This window comes from Anaerococcus sp. HMSC075B03 (assembly GCF_001815585.1).
Taxonomy (GTDB): domain Bacteria; phylum Bacillota; class Clostridia; order Tissierellales; family Peptoniphilaceae; genus Anaerococcus; species Anaerococcus vaginalis.
The window spans coordinates 67,906-86,905 of the sequence record NZ_KV821198.1 but is presented as its reverse complement, the minus strand read 5'-3'; the positions used below and the strand labels follow the sequence as shown (position 1 = coordinate 86,905).

Here is a 19,000-nt window from a genome sequence, read left to right as displayed (position 1 = left end):
TTTAAATTTCCTTTCTTAAATCATGGATTTTTTTTGTAGCCTTTACTATTTTGTCAAAATCATCTGGAACTACGCATTGAGCTCCATCAGAAAATGCTTTTGCAGGATTTTCGTGAACTTCTATCATAAGTCCATCTGCCCCAACTGCTGTTGCAGATAGGGATAAATCTTTTACATATCTTGAAATTCCCGCTGCATGAGATGGATCGATTATTATTGGAAGATGAGTTTTTTCATGCAAAAATGGAACAGCTGTCACGTCCAAAGTATTTCTTGTTGCTGTTTCAAAAGTCCTAATTCCTCTCTCACAAAGAATAACTTTTGTATTTCCCCTGCTCATAATATATTCTGCTGCCATCAATAATTCTTCATAAGTTGCAGATAGGCCTCTTTTTAATAAAATTGGTTTATCAACTTCTCCAAGCGCTTTTAATAAATCAAAATTTTGCATATTTCTTGCTCCAACTTGAAGAATATCTACATCGTCAAAATATTCTAATTGGTTAATTTCCATAATTTCTGAAACAAGAGCAAGGCCTGTTTTTTCTTTTGCTTTTATTAGATAATCAATGGCTTTTTTGCCATAACCTTGGAAAGAGTATGGACTTGTTCTTGGCTTAAAAGCTCCTCCTCTTAAAATAGTTGCGCCAGATTTTTTGATTTTTTTTGCAATTGATACAATTTGTTCTTCACTTTCGACTGAACATGGTCCTGCCATATAAACAAAAGAGCCACCACCGATTTTTGTTCCATTTTCCAAAGTAATTATTGTATCTTCTGGGTGAAATTTTCTGTTTGCTTTTTTATAAGGCTCTTGGATTCTTATTACATCATCAACAACACTTTTTGATTTCATATCATCTTTTGAAACCTTGGAAGTATCTCCCAAAAGCCCCAAAATAGTCGTTTTAAAACCAACTGCCTTACTTACTTTAAGTCCCATATCTTCAATTTCTTTTATAAGATCTTGTACTTCTTTTTCATTTGCACCATTTTTTAATTTAATAATCATTTTCTTCTCCTAACAAAATCTCTTTTTTCTTTAAAAATTTTTTATGTAATTTTTTAAGCTAATTTATTATTTCAAAATAAAAAAGCTTCCTGGCTATTACCAAGAAGCTAAAATTCAAAAAAACTTAAAATGTTTTAAAATTTTGCACATGATAAATAGCCTTACTTTTGTCAAAAGTAAAGTTAAAAAAGTAAAAGCTAGTTTGTGCAAAATTTAAGTTTTTCATTATTTTCTCCTGTTTTCTAAATTTTCTATATTATAGCATAGAAATTTTTTTCAGTAAAGTTTAATTATTGTGGGAATTCATAATAGCTTCAGTTATTTTTGGTATAACTTGTTTTTTTCTGGATAAAACACCAGGAGCTGAAATTGTTCCATTGTTTACCTTATTTCCAAAAACTTTTTCTATATCATCAAGATAGTTTCCCACGACTAATAATTCAGATTTTTTATTGAAAATATCTGTAAGGACAAGGACAAATGTATTTTCTCCCTTAGCATTTAATCTTTCTTTCATAAGAGCAGTTAATTTATCTTTTATAGGATTTAACTCTTCTGGATTCATTGTCATAACTTGTCCAACTCTGATTTTGTCATCGCCAATTGTAAATGCTTTTACATCTCCATCAATTAAATCTTCTGGCGATTTATTTTTAAGACTTGTTCCAGCCTTAAACATCTTCATAGCAAAATCTTCTGGATTAATATCTGCAATTTTTGTAAGTCTATTTAAAACTCTTTTGTCAGTTTCTGTTGTTGTTGGCGATCTGAATAAAAGAGTATCGGAAATTATTGCTGCTGAAAGTAGACCAGCAATTTCTTTTGTAGGTCTTATTCCTGATTCAAAAAACATTTTTGCAACTATGGTTGCAGTTGAACCCACAGGCTCTGCCCTAAAAAATAAGGGTTGATTTGTTACAACATTAGCTACTCTGTGGTGGTCAATTATTTCAATTATTTCTGCATAATCAATATCATCAACTGATTGGTTTCTTTCGTTGTGGTCAACCAAAATTAATTTTTTCTTCTCATCAGAAATTAAATGGTATCTTGAAATTGCCCCAAGAACTCTTCCCCTTGCATCAACAATTGGATAAGATCTAAATCTAGTTTTTCCCATTACCTCACGAACTGTATCAACTGTATCTTCTGGAGAAAAATAAACCAAATTTTCTGTGCTCATAACATTTGCAATTGGAACTGCCATTGGCAAAAGTCTTGCTGTCATAAAGGTATCATATTCTGTTGAAATAATTGTAATATTATTTTTTTCAGCCTCTTTTTTTAGCTCCTCCTTCATATCAGAGCCGTTGGTTAAAATAATTAAAGAAATATTTTTACTTATCAAATACTCTTGAGCTTCAAGCCTATTTCCTGTTATAACCAAATCTCCATCTCCAACCAAAGAAGTTTCTGGAGAATCTTTTTCATTCATGGCATAAACCATCATTTTGCCTGTAAAATCTCTAGGCCTTTTTGGATTTACCATAAGCTTTGCAGATAAAATATCAACTATATTTTCAATTGGCGTGTGAGTTCTTCCAATAATTCTATCATCCCAAACTTCCATATAAGAATGGGTTAAGTTTGACAAAGATGCAACTCCAATTAATCTTTCCTTATCATCTACTACAAAAAGAGAATTCAATTTATTTTCTTGAATTATTGACCAAGCATTTCTAATTGGAAGAGATTCATCAACATTATAAGAATTGTCATAGTCAATATCTTTTATTTGAAGTTTCATAGAATCCTTATGAAGAGGAGCCTTAACTCCAAAATAATCAAGAACAAATTGAGTTTCTTGATTTACATGACCAAGTCTAATCGGAATCGCCTCGCTATCTCCCAGCCTATTTTTTAGATTTGCATAAGCAAGGGCTGAGCAAATAGAATCAGTATCTGGATTTTTGTGACCTGTAATATAAACTGTTTGTTTCATAATACCTCTAACTTTCGCTATCAAATTTAACTCTAAGTAAATTTATCTTGTAACGTTCAACCTTCTCACAAATCAAAGTAACATCATCAACCTTTACAATATCTCCAGTTTTAGGAAGACGGTTAAGATAATCAATAACCAAACCTCCAACCGAATCATTTTTAACTTCTTTAATATCTCTATTAAAATAATCATTAAAATCATTTATGTGCATACTTGCATCAACTATAAATTCATTATCAGAAACCTTGTAGACTTTCTCATCATCAGGATCATATTCATCGTAAATATCTCCAACAAGCTCCTCAATAATATCTTCAATCGAAACAAGCCCTTCCGTTCCGCCGTATTCATCAACAACAATAGCAAGGGACACATTCATTTTTTTCATTGATTTAAAAAGATCAATTATATTCATATTTTCATAAGCATAGTAAGTTTGCCTTAGCATATCTTTAAGCCTTGGCTCTCTACCCTCAGCAACAAAAGTAACAATATCTTTCATGTGCAAAACGCCCACAATATTATCAATACTTTCGCCATAAACAGGAATTCTTGAATGCTTAGATTCAATTAAAAATTTATCCAATTCTTCCTTAGTCGAATCAATAGCTATTGCCTCCATATTAGTTCTTGGAGTCATAATATCAGATGCAAAAGAGCCAGCAAAATCAAAAACATTATTTATAATTTCACTTTCTTCATTATTAATAACGCCTTGCTCTTCCCCAACATCTACAATAGTTTTCAAATCTTCTTCTGTAACCTTATCAGAATTATCAGCCCCATCAGATAATTTTTTTGTAAGATATTTTGTAAATAATCCCAATAAAAATACCATAGGCTTTAAAATTAAAGTCACAATATAAATAGCTTTTGAAAATCTAAGAGCTATTTTTTCGCTATTAATTTGAGCTGCAAGCTTTGGAGTAATTTCTCCAAAAATTAAAACTGTTATAGTTACAACAACTGTAGAAATAAAAGCACCAGCAGCTCCAAAAATATCAGTAAAAAATAATGCAGCTATGGTAGTAGTAACAATATTTACAATATTATTTCCAACAAGAATTGTTGTAATTGTGTTTTGGCTATCATCAACGAGTTTTCTAAGCAATGATGCGTTTTTTACATTTTTTTCTTCAAGTTGCCTTAATTTAAATTTGTTTACAGAAGTAATGGCAGTTTCTGAAGATGAAAAAAATGCAGAAAGCAAAATCCCCAAAATCATTACAAATAACTCAATTATATTTTTTGTCGTCAAAACTTCCTCCTTGAATACATTATATGAGAAATTTATAAAAAAATAAAGTGATTAATTAAAGTAATTATGATATAATATGCTCGAAAAAAAGGAGGAATTATGGAAAAAAATTCGAACGAATCACTTGCCGAAAAAATTTTCAGATTAAAAGAGAAAAAAACAAATGTAAAAACTGAAATCATGGCAGGAATTACAACATTTATGACTATGTCATATATTTTGGCAGTAAATCCACAAATTTTGGGAGATGCTGGAATGGATAAGGGAGCAGTATTTACTGCAACAATAATTGCATCAATAATTGCAATTTTAATTATGGCTCTTTACGCAAACCTTCCATTTGCCCTTGCACCTGGAATGGGATTAAACGCATTTTTTACCTACACAGTTGTAATGACTATGGGAAAAAGTTGGGAATTTGCCTTAGCAGCTGTTTTTATTGAAGGAATTATTTTTGTATTTTTAACATTTTTTAATGTACGTGAAGCAATTTTTAATGCCATACCAAGAAGTTTAAAAACTGCAGTATCAGTAGGAATCGGATTATTTATTTCTCTAATTGGTTTATTAAATTCTACTGTAATTGTAAAAAATGATGTTGGACTTGGACTTGGAAATTTAGTTAGTAAAGAAAGTTTTATATTTTTTATAGGACTTTTGATTATGGCAGTTTTAACAGCAAGAAAAACAAAGGGAGCTTTGTTAATAGGAATTGTTATTTCTACAATAATTGCTCTTTTTACTGGAGTAAGCAAGCTCCCAGAAGGCGGAATTATTCAATTGCCACCATCACTTAGCCCAATTGCTTTCAAATTAGATTTTTCATCAATATTTTCACTAGAAATGTTTTCTGTTGTATTCGCATTTTTATTTGTAGATTTATTTGATACAATAGGAACACTTACAGGAGTTGCAACAAAAGCAAAAATGTTAGATGAAAATGGACAGTTGCCTAATGCTGGACGTGCACTTTTTGCAGATAGTATTGGTACAACTCTTGGAGCACTTTTGGGAACATCAACTGTAACAACATTTGTAGAAAGTGCAACAGGAGTTGCAGAAGGTGGAAGAACAGGACTAACTGCCTTGTCAACAGGATTTTGTTTTTTCCTATCAATATTTTTCTATCCATTAATCACAATAATTCCAGCTCAAGCAACAGCAGCCGCTCTTGTAATGGTAGGATTATTTATGATAGATTCAATTGTTGATATAAATTTTGGAGATTTCACAGAATCTTTCCCAGCCTTTATGACAATAATAATGATGCCATTTGCTTACTCAATTGCAGAAGGAATCGCCTTTGGAATGATTTCATACGCAAGCGTAAAATTATTAACAGGAAAAGGAAAAGAAGTTTCCCCATTAGTTTATGTGCTTGCCTTAGTATTTTTACTAAGATATTTACTTCCATTATTTTCGTAAATAAGCAAACAAAAATTCCCCATTAATTTTGGGGAATTTTAAAATTAAGATAAAATATTTTACATCTTATCTTCAACTGATTTTATTTTTTGGTCAAGACTTGCTTTTTTGTCGCGTCTGTCGTCTATTTTTATTACTGAGTAAACTCTATCAGCTCCATTTTTAAAAACTGATTCTTGACAAGCTCTGATTGCTTCAAAGGCCCTGTCTATATCTCCATGGATAACTGTTCCCATCGGATTTAATCTTACTTCCAAATCTTCGTATTCTTTCAAAACTTTTTCGCATCCTGCTACATATTTTGAAACTGAAGTTTCTTTTGTTCCTATTGGTACTACTGTTAATTCTATAACTGCCATAATATCCTCCTAATATTTTTTATTGTAAAAATCTTCAAATATTTTTATAGCTTCTATGTGATCGTCTACTCCGCCAAGCTCTCTTATTGAGTGCATGGCAAGAATTGGTGTTCCGACATCTATTGATTTTATTCCAGATTTTGAAGAAACTATTGGGCCAATTGTAGAGCCACCGACCTTATCAGATCTGTTATGAAAAGTTTGAACTTTTGCTCCAACATTTTTTGCGTGCTTTAAAAATCTTGCCCTAGTTTCTACATTTGTTGTATAAGCACCATTAGAAGCTACCTTTATCCCTATACCCATATTTATTCTTGTATTATTAGTAGAATCAAATAAATTACTATAATTTGGATGAATTGAGTGAGAAAGATCTGCTGAAATCAAATATGAATTAGAAAGAGAAATAAAATAATCTTCCCTATTATAACCCAAATTCATTACAATTCTTTCCATAATTTCATCCAAAAATGGAGAAGATGCTCCTGTCCTTGTGCCTGATCCAATTTCTTCATTGTCATTTAATACGCACATATTAAATTTTTTATTTTCACTATTAATTAAAGCTGTAAGAGATTGGTGAACACTTGCAAGATTATCAAGTCTTCCAATGTGAATAAATTCATCATCACTTCCCATAAGAGATCCTTTTTGCCTATCAAAAAGTGCCAAATCAAAATCTATTATTTTTTCTTCATCTACTCCAATTTCTTTTGCCAATAATTTTTGCAAAAATCCTTCTTTTTTAAAATCATCTTCAATGGTTTTTATTATAGGAGAAAGTTCATCTTGCATATTATATTTGTAACCTGAATTTAAATCCCTATTAATATGGATTGCACAATTTGCAATTGTCAAAAGATCTTTATCAATTTTTAAAAGCTTCGTTGTAAATTCTCCATTTTCTTCATAAACAACTTTTCCTGCCAAAGACAAATCCCTATCAAACCAAGAAGATACAATCATTCCCCCATAGCCTTCAACATTAAATTTCAAAAATCCATTTGAAGTCATTTCTGGATTTGATTTTATTTTAAAAGTTGGAGAATCTGTGTGAGATCCAATTATATCAAACCCCTTTCTTGGATCATCTCCCACACTAAAAGCAATTAAAGCTGTATCGTCACGACTTACAAAATATTTTCCGCCTTTTTCTAGTTTCCATTTTTCATTTTCATTTAGTTTTTTAAAACCATTTTTTTCTAAACGATCAATAGAATTTTTGACAGCAAAATAATTTATTGGACTTTGGTCAATAAATTCTATTAAGTCATTGATTATTTCATTTCTATTCATATAATATATATTACCCTATAGATAGCTTTATAAAAGTGATTTTTGACTTTTTGTTAAACTTTGCTTTATAATAATAAAAAGAGTACGGAGGTAAATGTTTATAATGAAAAAATTAGAAGAAGTAATATTAAGCCATGGTAAGGTTCTTGGCAAAGATATTTTAAAAGTTGATTCTTTTCTAAATCATCAAATAAAACCAAAATTGATAAAAGAAATGGGAGAAGAATTTGCTGAGCATTTTAAAGACAAAAATATAAATAAAATTTTGACAGTTGAATCATCAGGAATTGCCCCAGCAGTTATCACAGGTCTTGTCCTTGATTGCGATGTAGTTTTTGCAAGAAAACAAAAATCTCTTACAACCGATGACAATACATTTTCTTCAACTTGCTATTCTTATACAAAAGAAGAAATGAAAAGACTTATTGTAAGCAAGGATTACTTACACGAAAATGATAATGTTTTGTTGATAGATGATTTTTTGGCAAATGGTCAAGCTGCAAAAGCTATGGTTGCAATTTGTAAACAAGCAGGTGCAAATGTGGCTGGCATTGGAATAGTTATAGAAAAATCCTACCAAGACGGAAGAAAACTTCTTGATGATATGGGCATAGATGTTTACTCTCTTGCAAGAATTTCTCACATGGACGGAAAAGAAATAGAATTTATAGATTAATCTAAGATGGCTTTTGCCATCTTTTTTATTTTAAAATTTCAAAATAAAAAATCCCACTTGCGTGAGATTTTAAAATTTAAATTTATGAATTTACTATTACTTCAACTTGTTCTAATAAAACATTTTTATTATGAGAAGTTATTGATGAATAGGCAAAAATCAATCCTTCATCATCAATATTTAAAGTTTTCATTATTTCTTTTATGTGTTTTTTTAAGTGTGTTTTAGGAATTTTATCGTATTTTGTTGCTATAACAAATCCTGTAAATCCAGAATCTATTATCCAATCATACATTTCTTTATCTTGTTTTGTTGGAGCGTGTCTTATATCAACCAAAAGAAAAACTTCTTTTAAATTTTCTCTTTCATATAAATATTTGTGGATTAAATTATTCCATTTTTCTTTTTCTGTTTTTGAAACTTTGGCATAGCCATATCCTGGAAGATCTACTAGCCTAAATTTATCATTTATTTTATAAAAATTTATGGTTTTGGTTTTGCCCGGTTTTGATGAAGTTTTGGCAAGATTTTTTTTGTCCAAAAATGAATTTATAAAAGAAGATTTTCCCACATTGGATCTTCCCGCAAAGGCAATTTCTTCAAAATTATCATTTGGAAATTGGGAGACAAATCCTGCAACTTGATCTAAATTTACTGATTTTATTTTCATAGCAAGGCTTCCTTTAAAACTTCTGAAACTTTTGATACTTTTATAAAGTTTATTTTTTCCCTAACTTCCTTGTCAATGTCTTCAATATCTTTTTCATTTTCTTTTGGAATAATTACATTTTTTATATCATAAGCGTAAGCTGCAAGAGCCTTTTCTTTAAGTCCACCAATTGGCAAAACTTCTCCTGTGATTGTAACTTCGCCTGTCATTGCAAGGTCAGATCTTACTTTTTTTCCTGTAAGAGCTGAAGCAATTGCAGTTGTCATGGTAATTCCTGCCGATGGGCCATCTTTTGGAGTTGCTCCTTCTGGAACGTGGACGTGAATGTCTTTATTTTTATAAAAATCTGGATCGATTTCTAATTCTTTAGAATTTTTTCTCAAATATGAAATTGCCGCTTGAGCAGATTCTTTCATAACATCTCCCAAACTTCCTGTAAATAAATTTGCACCTTTGCCGTCCATGGCATTTACTTCAATTGTTAAAATCGTTCCACCAACTTGAGTCCAAGCAAGTCCATTTGCAATTCCAATTTTATCTTCTTTGAGTCTTTGGTCTTCAAAAAATCTTTCCTTGCCAAGATATTTCTCATAATTTCTCATAGAAACATTGACTTTCTCTTTGCCTTCAAGAATTTCTTTTACAGCACGTCTTGCTATTTTTGCAATATTTCTTTCAAGCGACCTTACACCTGCTTCTCTTGTGTAGGATTTTATGATTTTTTCTATAACTGGATCTGAAATATTCAAATCATCTTTACAAAGTCCGTTGTTTTCCATTTCTTTTTTAATTAAATATCTTTTGGCAATTTCTTCCTTTTCTCTTTGGGTGTAGCCAGAAATTTCTATAATTTCAAGCCTATCAAAAAGTGCTGGAGGAATATTTGAAATGTCGTTTGCTGTTGTTATAAAAAATATTTCTGATAAATCGAAACCTATATCAAGGTAACGGTCGATAAATTTATCATTTTGTTCTGGATCTAAAACTTCAAGAAGGGCTGATGATGGATCTCCCCTAAAATCTGAGCCTAACTTATCAATTTCATCTAGCAAAAATACTGGATTTTTTACTTTTATTCTTGATATATTTGATAAAATTCTTCCAGCCATAGCTCCAACATAAGTTCTTCTGTGACCTCTAATTTCTGATTCGTCAGTTACTCCACCAAGACGCATTGAAATAAATTTACGATTTAAAGCTCTTGCGATTGATTTTGCAATTGAAGTTTTACCAACTCCTGGAGGGCCAGCAAGACAAATTATTGCCGCTTGATTATTTCCTTTTTTCTTTCTAACAGCGATTGATTCAAGAATTCTTTCCTTGACTTCCATAAGTCCATAATGGTCTTCATCCAAAACTTTTTTTGCATGAATTATATCCAAATTATCTTTTGATTTTTTTGACCAAGGAAGAGAAATTACAAAATCAAGATAAGAAGTTATAACTCCATAATCGGGACTCATTTCTGGAATCATTTCAAGTCTATCAATACTTTTTAATAAAGTTTCCTTGTCTTCCTTGTCAATTTTTAATTTTTTAATTTTTTTCCTAAAGGCATCCGCCTCATTCAAATCTTTTCCTGTTAGATCATTTAATTCATTTTTAACAACATCAAGTTTTTCCCTAAGATAATATTCTTTTTGTCCCTTATTAATATTTTCTTGAACCTTAGAATCTATTTTTTTTGATAAGTCTTTTAGCTCAATTTCTTTTTGAATTAGCCTATGAAGATTAATAAGTTTTTCTTCAATATCAAGCTCTTTTAAAAGAGAATAATTTTCTTTTGGACTTAGAGGAAGATAATATGTTATTAAATTTGCAAGTTTATCAATATTTTCAATTTCTACCAAAGAAAAAGCAATTTCTGGTGGAATAGTATTATCCATTGAAACATAAGATCTAAAATCTTCAACCAACATTTTTTTCAAAGCTTCAATGTTTTCATTACTTTCAAAATTTTCTTCATCAAAAATATATTCTTTAACCTCTGCCTTAAAAAATCCATCTTCAATTTTTACATTCAAAACTTCGCCAACAGATTTTGCTTCAATCAAAACCCTAAGCTCTCCATTTTGCAAATTAAAAGTTTGTTTTATGCTTGCAATTGTTCCATAATCATAAATATCTTCTTTTTTCGGATTATCTTCTAAAATATCTTTTTGATTTACCAAAAAAATTTCAGATTCATTTAATAAAGCATCTTCTACAGCTTTTTTTGAAACTGCTCTTTGGCAATCAAAGTGGACTACTGTATCAGGAAAAGCCCACAAGCCCCTAACAGGAACCATTGGATATTCTTTTGTATCTATTTTATAGATAAAGCTCATTTTATCTCCTTGTAGTAAAAAGGGAGCCCAATGTCTCCCTTTTTTATTTGTATATTAATTTTTTCTTATCTTTTATAGCACCTTTTGATACAATAACTTCTTTTATATGATCTTTTGAAGGAATTTCAAACATTACATCCAAAAGCAAATCTTCCAAAATTGTCCTAAGTCCTCTAGCACCTGTTTCTTGCTTAAAGGCTTTTTCGGCAATTTCTTTGACTGCTTCATCTTCAAAAGTTAATTTTACTCCATCAAGCTCAAATAATTTTTGATATTGTTTTAATAGAGAATTTTTTGGCTCTTGTAAAATTTTTACAAGACTATTTACATCCAAATCTTCAAGTGAAACAACTATAGGAACTCTTCCAATAAATTCTGGAATTAATCCAAATTTCAAAAGATCTTCAGTTGTAACGTCTGCCAAAGAAACTTCTTTATTTTCACTATCTTCTGAACCAAAACCAATTGATTTTTTGTTAGTTCTTTGTTTTATTATATCTTTAATTCCATCAAAGGCTCCACCAACAATAAACAAAATATTTGTTGTATCAACTTGGATATATTCTTGGCTTGGGTGTTTTCTTCCGCCTTGAGGAGGAACATTTGCAACAGTTCCTTCAATTAATTTTAAAAGCGCTTGTTGAACTCCTTCTCCACTAACATCACGAGTTATTGAAGGATTTTCACTTTTTCTAGTTATTTTATCTATTTCATCAATGTAGATTATTCCTGTTTGGGCAAGCTCAATATCATAATCAGCAGCTTGAACTAATTTCAAAATTATATTTTCTACATCTTCTCCAACATATCCTGCTTCAGTTAAACTTGTTGCATCTGCAATTGCAAATGGAACATTTAATTTCTTGGCAAGAGTTTGAGCAAGAAGAGTTTTTCCAGAACCAGTTGGTCCTAACATCAAAATATTTGATTTTTGTAGCTCAACATCATCTTTGCTATCATAATTTGAATTTATTCTTTTGTAGTGATTATAAACTGAAACTGATAAAGTTTTTTTTGCCATTTCTTGTTGGATTACATATTGATCCAAATAATCTTTTATCTCACTTGGTGTGGCAAGATCAATATCCATGTGGCTGTGTTCAACTAATTCTTCTCTTTGAATAATTGATGAGCAAAGCTCAATGCATTCATTACAAATAAAAGCATCTGGTCCTGCAATTAATCTATCAACTTCATCAGCGCTTTTCCCACAAAAGGAACATCTATTTTCTTCAAATTCCATTTTACCCATACTTATTCTATTACCTTGTCTATTAAGCCATATTCTTTTGCTTCATAAGCATCCATAGCAAAATCTCTGTCTGTATCTTTTTGAATTTTTTCAATACTTTGGCCAGTATTATCTGCCAAAATTTTATTTAATCTTTTTTTCATTTTTAAAATTTGCTCAGCTTGGATTTGAATATCGCTTGCTTGACCTTGAGCTCCACCTGATGGTTGATGGATTAGGATGTTTGAATTTGGAAGAGAAAATCTCTTTCCCTTTGCTCCAGATGAAAGTAAAACTGCTCCCATTGATGCAGCTTGACCTATACAAATTGTAGATACATCTGGTTTTATATAATTCATTGTGTCATAGATTGCAAGTCCTGCTGTAACCACTCCACCTGGTGAATTTATATAAAATTGAATATCCTTGTTTGGATCTTGGCTTTCCAAAAATAAGAGTTGAGCAATAATTATATCACTTACCCCATCTTCAACAGGACCTGTTAGAAAAATAATCCTGTCTTTTAATAATCTTGAGTAAATATCATAAGCACGCTCGCCCCTATTTGTTTGCTCTATAACTGTAGGAACTAAAAAGTTTTTTGCGTTCATAAAATCTCCTTATCTTTTTGGAGTTTATGATTACTAATCTTCTTTTTCGTCTTCTTTATTTTCTTCTTCTTTTTTAGCTGGAACTAATTTTACATTTTTTTCTAGAAGTTCTACAGCTTTTCTTCTTTTAACATTTTCTATAACTGTATCTCTAGAAACATTTTTTTCGAAGATTTCTTTGAATTTTTCGTAATCGTCTACTCCATATTGTTTAGCAGCATCTTTTATTTCATTTTCTATTTCTTCATCACTTACTTCAATATTTTCTTTCAAAGCAACTTCGTCCATTACAAGATTTGCCTTTACTTTATCTTCTGCAACAGCTCTATATTGATCTCTAATTGCAGACATATCCATTTTTGTCATTTCAATATATTGTTGTAAAGAAATTCCCATTTGACGTAATCTTTGGTCAAGATTTTGCATTTCAAGATCAATTTCTTGGTTTACTAATGGATCTGGAGCATTTACTTCAGATTTTTCTACCAAAGCTTTGATTGCTTCATTTTGAATTTGATTTTTTACAAATTTTTCTTTATCTTCTTTAAGATTTTTCTTTGTATCTTCTTTTAATTCTTCTAATGTTTCAAATTCAGAAATATCTTTTGCAAATTCATCGTCAATTTCTGGAAGTTCTTTTCTTGAAATTGAATTGATTTCTACTTCAAATCTTGCGTCTTTTCCTTGGAATTCTTTTGCTTGATAATCTTCAGGGAAAGTTACATTTACATCAAATTTATCTCCAACTTTGTGACCTTCAACTTGTTTTTCAAAATCGCCAACAAATGATTTTGATCCAAGAACTAAATCATGATTTTCAGCTTTTCCGCCTTCAAATCTTTCTCCATCAAGAAAGCCATCAAAATCTATATTTACTGTATCTCCATCTTGAGCTTCGCCGTCTTCTATTGGAATAATTCTTGCATTTTCTTCTTGTTGATGTTTTAATTCGTGTTCTACATCTTCATCTGTAACTTCTGTTGGGATTTCTGTAACTTCAAGCTCAGAATAATCTCCAAGTGTTGGATGTGGTTTTGTTTCAACTTCTACTTTAAATACAACGTCTTTTCCTTTTTCTATATCGTCAAAATCAACTGATGGTTGATCTATTACTTCAAGATTTAATTCTTCAATAGCCTTGTTATAAGGTTCTGGGAAAACTTCTTGAATTGCTTCATCGTAGAATACTTCTACTCCGTACATTTTTTCAATTATTCTTTTTGGAACTTTTCCTTTTCTAAATCCATCTACCCTATATCTAGACTTATTTTTTTTATAAACATTATTAACTGCTTTTTCAAAATCTTCAGCAGCTACTACTAAGTCAAATTTTGCTATATTATTTTCATGTGATTTTAATTCTGTCATCGTTTTGCCTCCTAAAACACTACATACTCATTAGTTTAATATACTACTTCTAATAATTTCTATCAAGATTATTGTATTTATTTTTTATATATTTAACAATTTCACTTTTTTTATTTTCTAATTTTTCATCCATTACCAAATTATAAACTTCATTTAAAATCTCTCCAAGTTTTTTTCCCTCTTTAAATCCCATTTCTATTAAATCATTTCCTGAAAAATCAATTTGGTCTTTTTGTCTTGGAGTATTTGAATTTAAAATTTCTTCTAAAAGTATTTTTGCATTTGAAATATTTTCTGTATTATCGTGAACTGTCGAAAGAACATCTGCTTTTTGCAAATCAAACAAATCGTAAATATTTTCATCTCCAACTTTTCTCAAAAGCTTTCTTACAGATTTTTTTGTGTAAGTATTGGTATTATCCATGTGTCTTTCTACCAATAGCGAGGTGTTTTCAATAAATTTTTTGGAATATCTTAAATCTTTTAACCTATTTTTAATTATTTCTTTTGATATTTCTTGGTGTCCAAAAAATCTACCCTCTCCATTTTCATCAAGAAAAAATGTATCAATTTTTCCTGTATCGTGAAAAAGCCCTGCCATTCTTGTTTTTAAATTTGCTGGAGTCATATCCAATACTTTCATAGAATGTTCAAATAAATCAAATTTATGGTGGGAGGAATGTTGATTAAAGCCTATCATTTTTTTAACTTCTGGAAATATATATTCCAAAAGACCAAGCTTTTCTAATAATCTAATCCCTTTTGATGGATTTTTAGATAATAAAATTTTATTAATTTCATCTATAATTCTTTCTTTTGATATTTCTTCTATATTATTTTTCTTATTTTTTATTGCATTTTTTAAATTTTCTTCAATTTCAAAATCCAAAACTGTAGCAAATCTTACTGCCCTTAAAGCTCTTAGATAATCTTCTTCTATTCTTTCGTAAGGATTGCCAACAGCTCTTATTATCTTATCCTCTAAATCTTTTTTCCCATCAAATAAATCTATTATCTTGCCATTTCTTTCTGCCATGGCATTTATGGTAAAATCTCTTCTTTTTAAATCTTCTTCAATTGTATTTGAAAAGGAAATTTTATCAGGATGCCTTTTGTCTTTGTATAAAGATTCAGCCCTAAAACTTGTAATTTCAAATTCATTGGATTTATAAATAACCTTTATTGTTCCAAATTTTTTCCCTATATCTATTAGTTTCATATCAGAAAAAATTTCCATTATTTGATCTGGTCTAGCTCTTGTTGTCAAATCAATATCGTGGATTTTCTCTCCCAAAAGCTTATCCCTTAGTGCTCCGCCTACAAGATAAGTTTCAAAACCAGAATCTTCAAGTCTTTTTACTAAATATTTATAGGACATTAATTTTTCTTTCCTAATTTCACATAGACATTTACAAAATAATCTCCCTCATTTAACTCGACAGCTTGTGGGATTTCAAGTTCTACTCTTTGCTCAAATTCGTCGTTTTTCAAATTTGATAGGTCGATTTCTCTAGTTTTTATTGCACTTATTTTATCAACTATACTTTTTTCTCCCTTTACTATAACCTTGCTTGGAGAAATTTTACTTTCTTCAATTTGCATATTTTTTGGAAGATTATCGTAATTTAATTCTACGCCTACTTCCTTACTTTGGAGAACATCAAAAGAAATTGACACATCATTTTGTGACAAATCTACATTTTCTACAGTTTTTCCATTTTTATCTACGGGTTTTACTCCAATATCATGAATTTTTCCATCAAGATATTCTTCTTCATTTATATTTAGTACAATTTTATCAACCTTATCAACATAATTTCTAAGGCCAGATACGGTAATTTTTTTGGTAGATTGCTCGCTTACATTAATAATTTTTGATTCTTTTAGTCTATCAGAAATTTTTATATCTACAGTCAAATCCTTTTTTACAATCTTTTCCATTTTCAAATTAATATTTGACGGACTTACACTTTCAATCCTAATTCCTGACGGAACATCAACATTTACATTTAAAGTTTTTATTCCTTCTGTTGGAACGCCCAAATCTATGCTTGCAACCAAATCTTCTGCTGACAAAGATGCAAGATCTGATCTTGAACCTTCAACTTTTACATTTACACTTGCTACCTCATCTTTACCAACCAAGGCATATCCATCTTTTTGCATTACTTCTTGATTTTTGATTGTTAAAGGAACATTTCTTATAGTTTTTGATAAAGAAGGATTTGTTGAAGTCATTACAAAAGCCCACATAATGACAGCGACAAGAATTGATAAAACAATCAATTTTCTGTCATTTTTATTATTCATTTTCAATCCTCCTTTTAAAATTCAATTTATTTTCATCATCTCTTAACTCTTTCATAAGCCTATCTTTTAAAGACTCGTCATCAAAATATCTATTTATAATACCATTGCTAACTATAGAAATTGTTCCAGTTTCCTCGCTAACAACAACGACAAGGCAATCACTTTTTTCGCTAATTCCAATAGCTGCTCTGTGACGAGTGCCAAGTTCTTTTGACAAAGTATTATTTGTAGTTAATGGCAAATAACAAGCTGCCGCTTCAATCAAATCATCACGAATTATAACCGCTCCATCATGAAGAGGTGTGTTGGGAATAAAAATATTTATCAAAAGTTCGCTAGAAATTTCAGCAGAAAGATTAGTTCCACTTTCAATAATATCATTAAGTCCAACTTCTCTTTCAATAACCACCAAAGCACCAATTTTTTGCCTAGACAAGGAGCTCATGGCAGAAACAATTTCATCAATAGATCTTTCATTCTTATTGTAAGAATCACTAACAAAAAAGCTTCGTCCCCTACCAATTCTTTCCAAAGCAGACCTTAATTCTGGTTGAAAAACTACAATTATAAATACCAAAGAAACAGTAAAAAATTGATTCATAAGCCATGAAACAGTATTTAATTTAAAAATATCAGCAATTGATGCAAAAATTAAAACAAAAATAAATCCTTTCATAACTTGTTCAGCTCTAGTATTTTTGAGAAGCTTTAACAATTTATATGCAATAAAAGCAATAAGCGTTATATCAATTATATCTGTAATCCTAATTAGCGATAAATACGCTACAAAATTATCTATGTAAGACATGTCTACCTCCTAAGTCTATTTATATTATATACTTTATTATAAAATTTTGTAGAAAGGAAAGGCTTAAATGAAATAAAATTTAAATTTTTTGAAATTTTTATATTTAAAATTTTTTTGGGAAATTTTTTAGCAAAGTATACAACCCCTCATGCTAAGAATATCATACGAAAAAAATTAATTTGATTTCAAATTTAAAAATTCGTCAAAAATCGCACTCTAAATTTTAAAGCTATGATTATTTTTTTAATAAATTAAATTCAATTAAATTTAAATTCTTCGTTTTATTCGGAGGGATAAATATTAAAATCGTGCCACTGGCACAATTTCTTAATAAAGCACGCTCTTTGACCACGTTATACTTAATTCAATCTTTTAATAATCTAAAATTAGAGTTTTACTCTTCGTACTTACTCTGGTTAGTAGTCCGAAGTGGTAAATTTAATTTACCTATAAACTTGTAGTGAATTTCAACCTTTTGGCTTATTTGTTCTAATTTTTTCATACTAATCTCGTTTCTTGTATTAAAAAAGACGATAGAGTTTTTTATTCTATCGCCTAATATTTTCATGTTCTATTTATTTTTCTAATTTAATAATTTTTTATATCCTTACTACTAGATAATATTTTACTTCCAGTAGTTCTATATCTTAATATAATCACTTATTACACTTATTAATACTATATCTAAACCAATTTACCTAATTCTTTTTCCAATTTTCATTTCCTTACGCCATTCTGGCGCTAATCCATCATCAGACCAATATTCATCCATTTCAATAATTAAACCATCTTTAAGATGAATAAAACTTACTACATGAAAAGACTCACTATTATCTGTTGGAAAAACTCGGCAAGCCAGAATAATGGTATTTGCATTTTCTTCGATTTGTTCTATTTCTCCATTCCAGTTTCCTGGATATTCACAATTTGCTTTTATATACTCATCTAAGGTAAATACCTCATTTGTGCAATGCCATTTTATTACAGCATTTTTTTGAAAATATTTCCTAAGCTCTTCTTCATTTTGTGATAAAACTGTTTTGAAAAATCTATTTATATCCATAATTTAAAATCACCTCTATGAAACTTTTATCATCTACTTAAAATCATGCTTATAATTTCTGAATAAAACTTGCTTCATTGCAATTTAGTTCATTCTTTAAATCTTTAAAATACAGTTTTTGTTGTTTTCTTAAATATAGTCCTACAAAAGGTTTAAATATAAATTTTTTTGAAACAACATTTTCTGTAAAATCTAAAGTCGTATTATTTCCATGTGAATAAAACTTACCTATCCAAGTTCCTTTAATATTCTCGTTTTCAATTTCAAAAGACCAGCATTGATGTTTCGTACATTCTACAAATTTAAAATTTGTTTCTATCCCATCTTTTGTAATCTCTACAAATTTGTTATCATCAATAATTTTGATACCTTTGATATCACTTCTCCAACCAAAATCACTAAGGTCAGTAACTTTATCCCATACTTTTTCTATTGGACAATTTAATGTAACTTTGATATTTGCAACTACCATAAAAGCCTCCTAAGTAAACTTATTTATACTTTTCTATAGAACTATCTTCTTCCATTTCCTAATATTAGTCCTAAATGTTCCAAATGATGCCACTGTATTTGCATGAATAAGTTTATATACTTCCCAAGTAGCAGTTTAAGTTGCTTCATCTGCCCATTTTCTCATATGT

At 29.7% G+C, this 19,000-nt stretch carries 17 protein-coding genes and 1 pseudogene; 2 read left to right on the top strand and 16 right to left on the bottom strand.

Features of this window, described 5'->3' with window-relative positions; genetic code table 11:
• Position 1: 1 nt before the first annotated feature.
• From aroF to HMPREF3045_RS07095, 3 genes are all read right to left on the bottom strand, one after another.
• On the bottom strand, positions 2 to 1,012 hold the full coding sequence (gene aroF, locus HMPREF3045_RS07105; protein ID WP_070738279.1) for a 3-deoxy-7-phosphoheptulonate synthase: 1,011 nt from the start codon (positions 1,010 to 1,012) through the stop codon (positions 2 to 4).
• 286 nt (positions 1,013 to 1,298) lie between these two features.
• Positions 1,299 to 2,954 (bottom strand): putative manganese-dependent inorganic diphosphatase, encoded by a 1,656-nt coding sequence (locus HMPREF3045_RS07100; RefSeq protein WP_070738277.1) that lies wholly within the window; start codon positions 2,952 to 2,954, stop codon positions 1,299 to 1,301.
• Between the two features lie 7 nt (positions 2,955 to 2,961).
• Positions 2,962 to 4,215: a hemolysin family protein gene (locus HMPREF3045_RS07095; RefSeq protein WP_070738276.1), complete on the bottom strand. Its 1,254-nt coding sequence runs from the start codon at positions 4,213 to 4,215 to the stop codon at positions 2,962 to 2,964.
• A gap of 99 nt (positions 4,216 to 4,314) precedes the next feature.
• Here HMPREF3045_RS07095 and HMPREF3045_RS07090 point away from each other — a divergent pair, with 99 nt between their 5' ends.
• Positions 4,315 to 5,640, top strand: coding sequence for an NCS2 family permease (locus HMPREF3045_RS07090; protein ID WP_070738274.1), 1,326 nt, complete (start codon positions 4,315 to 4,317; stop codon positions 5,638 to 5,640).
• 59 nt (positions 5,641 to 5,699) lie between these two features.
• Here HMPREF3045_RS07090 and HMPREF3045_RS07085 read toward each other — a convergent pair whose 3' ends face one another.
• Positions 5,700 to 5,999, bottom strand: a complete 300-nt coding sequence (locus tag HMPREF3045_RS07085) for an MTH1187 family thiamine-binding protein (protein WP_004838072.1) — start codon at positions 5,997 to 5,999, stop codon at positions 5,700 to 5,702.
• Between the two features lie 9 nt (positions 6,000 to 6,008).
• Positions 6,009 to 7,295, bottom strand: coding sequence for a M18 family aminopeptidase (locus HMPREF3045_RS07080; RefSeq protein WP_070738272.1), 1,287 nt, complete (start codon positions 7,293 to 7,295; stop codon positions 6,009 to 6,011).
• A gap of 103 nt (positions 7,296 to 7,398) precedes the next feature.
• On the opposite strand from HMPREF3045_RS07080, the gene HMPREF3045_RS07075 reads away from it, so the two are divergent.
• Positions 7,399 to 7,971 (top strand): xanthine phosphoribosyltransferase, encoded by a 573-nt coding sequence (locus HMPREF3045_RS07075; RefSeq protein ID WP_070738368.1) that lies wholly within the window; start codon positions 7,399 to 7,401, stop codon positions 7,969 to 7,971.
• Positions 7,972 to 8,053: 82 nt separating this feature from the next.
• Here HMPREF3045_RS07075 and yihA read toward each other — a convergent pair whose 3' ends face one another.
• The 11 genes and pseudogenes from yihA to HMPREF3045_RS09125 all read right to left on the bottom strand — a co-directional run.
• Positions 8,054 to 8,641 carry a ribosome biogenesis GTP-binding protein YihA/YsxC gene (yihA, locus tag HMPREF3045_RS07070; RefSeq protein WP_070738269.1) on the bottom strand — a complete coding sequence of 196 codons (588 nt, stop codon included), beginning with the start codon at positions 8,639 to 8,641 and terminating at the stop codon, positions 8,054 to 8,056.
• A complete protein-coding gene (gene lon / locus HMPREF3045_RS07065) occupies positions 8,638 to 10,968 on the bottom strand; it encodes an endopeptidase La (RefSeq protein WP_070738266.1) in 2,331 nt (776 codons plus the stop codon). Before lon ends, yihA begins: the two co-directional genes overlap by 4 nt.
• Positions 10,969 to 11,011: 43 nt before the next feature.
• Positions 11,012 to 12,220, bottom strand: coding sequence for an ATP-dependent Clp protease ATP-binding subunit ClpX (gene clpX, locus HMPREF3045_RS07060; RefSeq protein WP_004838067.1), 1,209 nt, complete (start codon positions 12,218 to 12,220; stop codon positions 11,012 to 11,014).
• A gap of 2 nt (positions 12,221 to 12,222) precedes the next feature.
• Positions 12,223 to 12,810 carry an ATP-dependent Clp endopeptidase proteolytic subunit ClpP gene (clpP, locus tag HMPREF3045_RS07055; protein ID WP_004838066.1) on the bottom strand — a complete coding sequence of 196 codons (588 nt, stop codon included), beginning with the start codon at positions 12,808 to 12,810 and terminating at the stop codon, positions 12,223 to 12,225.
• A 33-nt stretch (positions 12,811 to 12,843) separates the two neighbouring features.
• Positions 12,844 to 14,178, bottom strand: a complete 1,335-nt coding sequence (tig, locus tag HMPREF3045_RS07050; RefSeq protein WP_070738264.1) for a trigger factor — start codon at positions 14,176 to 14,178, stop codon at positions 12,844 to 12,846.
• A 49-nt stretch (positions 14,179 to 14,227) separates the two neighbouring features.
• Positions 14,228 to 15,556 (bottom strand): CCA tRNA nucleotidyltransferase, encoded by a 1,329-nt coding sequence (locus tag HMPREF3045_RS07045; RefSeq protein ID WP_070738262.1) that lies wholly within the window; start codon positions 15,554 to 15,556, stop codon positions 14,228 to 14,230.
• The gene (locus HMPREF3045_RS07040; RefSeq protein WP_070642520.1) at positions 15,556 to 16,488 is read right to left on the bottom strand and encodes a CdaR family protein; all 933 of its coding nucleotides are present in this window, start codon (positions 16,486 to 16,488) and stop codon (positions 15,556 to 15,558) included. The genes HMPREF3045_RS07045 and HMPREF3045_RS07040 overlap by 1 nt, the downstream gene beginning before the upstream one ends.
• Positions 16,481 to 17,296, bottom strand: coding sequence for a diadenylate cyclase CdaA (gene cdaA / locus HMPREF3045_RS07035; protein WP_070738259.1), 816 nt, complete (start codon positions 17,294 to 17,296; stop codon positions 16,481 to 16,483). The genes HMPREF3045_RS07040 and cdaA overlap by 8 nt, the downstream gene beginning before the upstream one ends.
• 694 nt (positions 17,297 to 17,990) lie before the next feature.
• Positions 17,991 to 18,359: a nuclear transport factor 2-like protein gene (locus tag HMPREF3045_RS07030; protein ID WP_070738256.1), complete on the bottom strand. Its 369-nt coding sequence runs from the start codon at positions 18,357 to 18,359 to the stop codon at positions 17,991 to 17,993.
• A 49-nt stretch (positions 18,360 to 18,408) separates the two neighbouring features.
• Positions 18,409 to 18,831 carry an SRPBCC family protein gene (locus HMPREF3045_RS07025; protein WP_070738253.1) on the bottom strand — a complete coding sequence of 141 codons (423 nt, stop codon included), beginning with the start codon at positions 18,829 to 18,831 and terminating at the stop codon, positions 18,409 to 18,411.
• Positions 18,832 to 18,864: 33 nt separating this feature from the next.
• Positions 18,865 to 19,000: pseudogene (locus tag HMPREF3045_RS09125) on the bottom strand (ClbS/DfsB family four-helix bundle protein); the annotation flags it as partial.

Bases quoted from the DNA above. Each gene is read 5' to 3' on its own strand.
- aroF (WP_070738279.1), bottom strand. From the start codon at position 1,012: ATGATTATTAAATTAAAAAATGGTGCAAATGAAAAAGAAGTACAAGAT.
- HMPREF3045_RS07100 (WP_070738277.1), bottom strand. From the start codon at position 2,954: ATGAAACAAACAGTTTATATTACAGGTCACAAAAATCCAGATACTGAT.
- HMPREF3045_RS07090 (WP_070738274.1), top strand. From the start codon at position 4,315: ATGGAAAAAAATTCGAACGAATCACTTGCCGAAAAAATTTTCAGATTA.
- HMPREF3045_RS07085 (WP_004838072.1), bottom strand. From the start codon at position 5,999: ATGGCAGTTATAGAATTAACAGTAGTACCAATAGGAACAAAAGAAACT.
- HMPREF3045_RS07080 (WP_070738272.1), bottom strand. From the start codon at position 7,295: ATGAATAGAAATGAAATAATCAATGACTTAATAGAATTTATTGACCAA.
- HMPREF3045_RS07075 (WP_070738368.1), top strand. From the start codon at position 7,399: ATGAAAAAATTAGAAGAAGTAATATTAAGCCATGGTAAGGTTCTTGGC.
- yihA (WP_070738269.1), bottom strand. From the start codon at position 8,641: ATGAAAATAAAATCAGTAAATTTAGATCAAGTTGCAGGATTTGTCTCC.
- lon (WP_070738266.1), bottom strand. From the start codon at position 10,968: ATGAGCTTTATCTATAAAATAGATACAAAAGAATATCCAATGGTTCCT.
- clpX (WP_004838067.1), bottom strand. From the start codon at position 12,220: ATGGGTAAAATGGAATTTGAAGAAAATAGATGTTCCTTTTGTGGGAAA.
- clpP (WP_004838066.1), bottom strand. From the start codon at position 12,810: ATGAACGCAAAAAACTTTTTAGTTCCTACAGTTATAGAGCAAACAAAT.
- tig (WP_070738264.1), bottom strand. From the start codon at position 14,178: ATGACAGAATTAAAATCACATGAAAATAATATAGCAAAATTTGACTTA.
- HMPREF3045_RS07045 (WP_070738262.1), bottom strand. From the start codon at position 15,556: ATGTCCTATAAATATTTAGTAAAAAGACTTGAAGATTCTGGTTTTGAA.
- HMPREF3045_RS07040 (WP_070642520.1), bottom strand. From the start codon at position 16,488: ATGAATAATAAAAATGACAGAAAATTGATTGTTTTATCAATTCTTGTC.
- cdaA (WP_070738259.1), bottom strand. From the start codon at position 17,296: ATGTCTTACATAGATAATTTTGTAGCGTATTTATCGCTAATTAGGATT.
- HMPREF3045_RS07030 (WP_070738256.1), bottom strand. From the start codon at position 18,359: ATGGATATAAATAGATTTTTCAAAACAGTTTTATCACAAAATGAAGAA.
- HMPREF3045_RS07025 (WP_070738253.1), bottom strand. From the start codon at position 18,831: ATGGTAGTTGCAAATATCAAAGTTACATTAAATTGTCCAATAGAAAAA.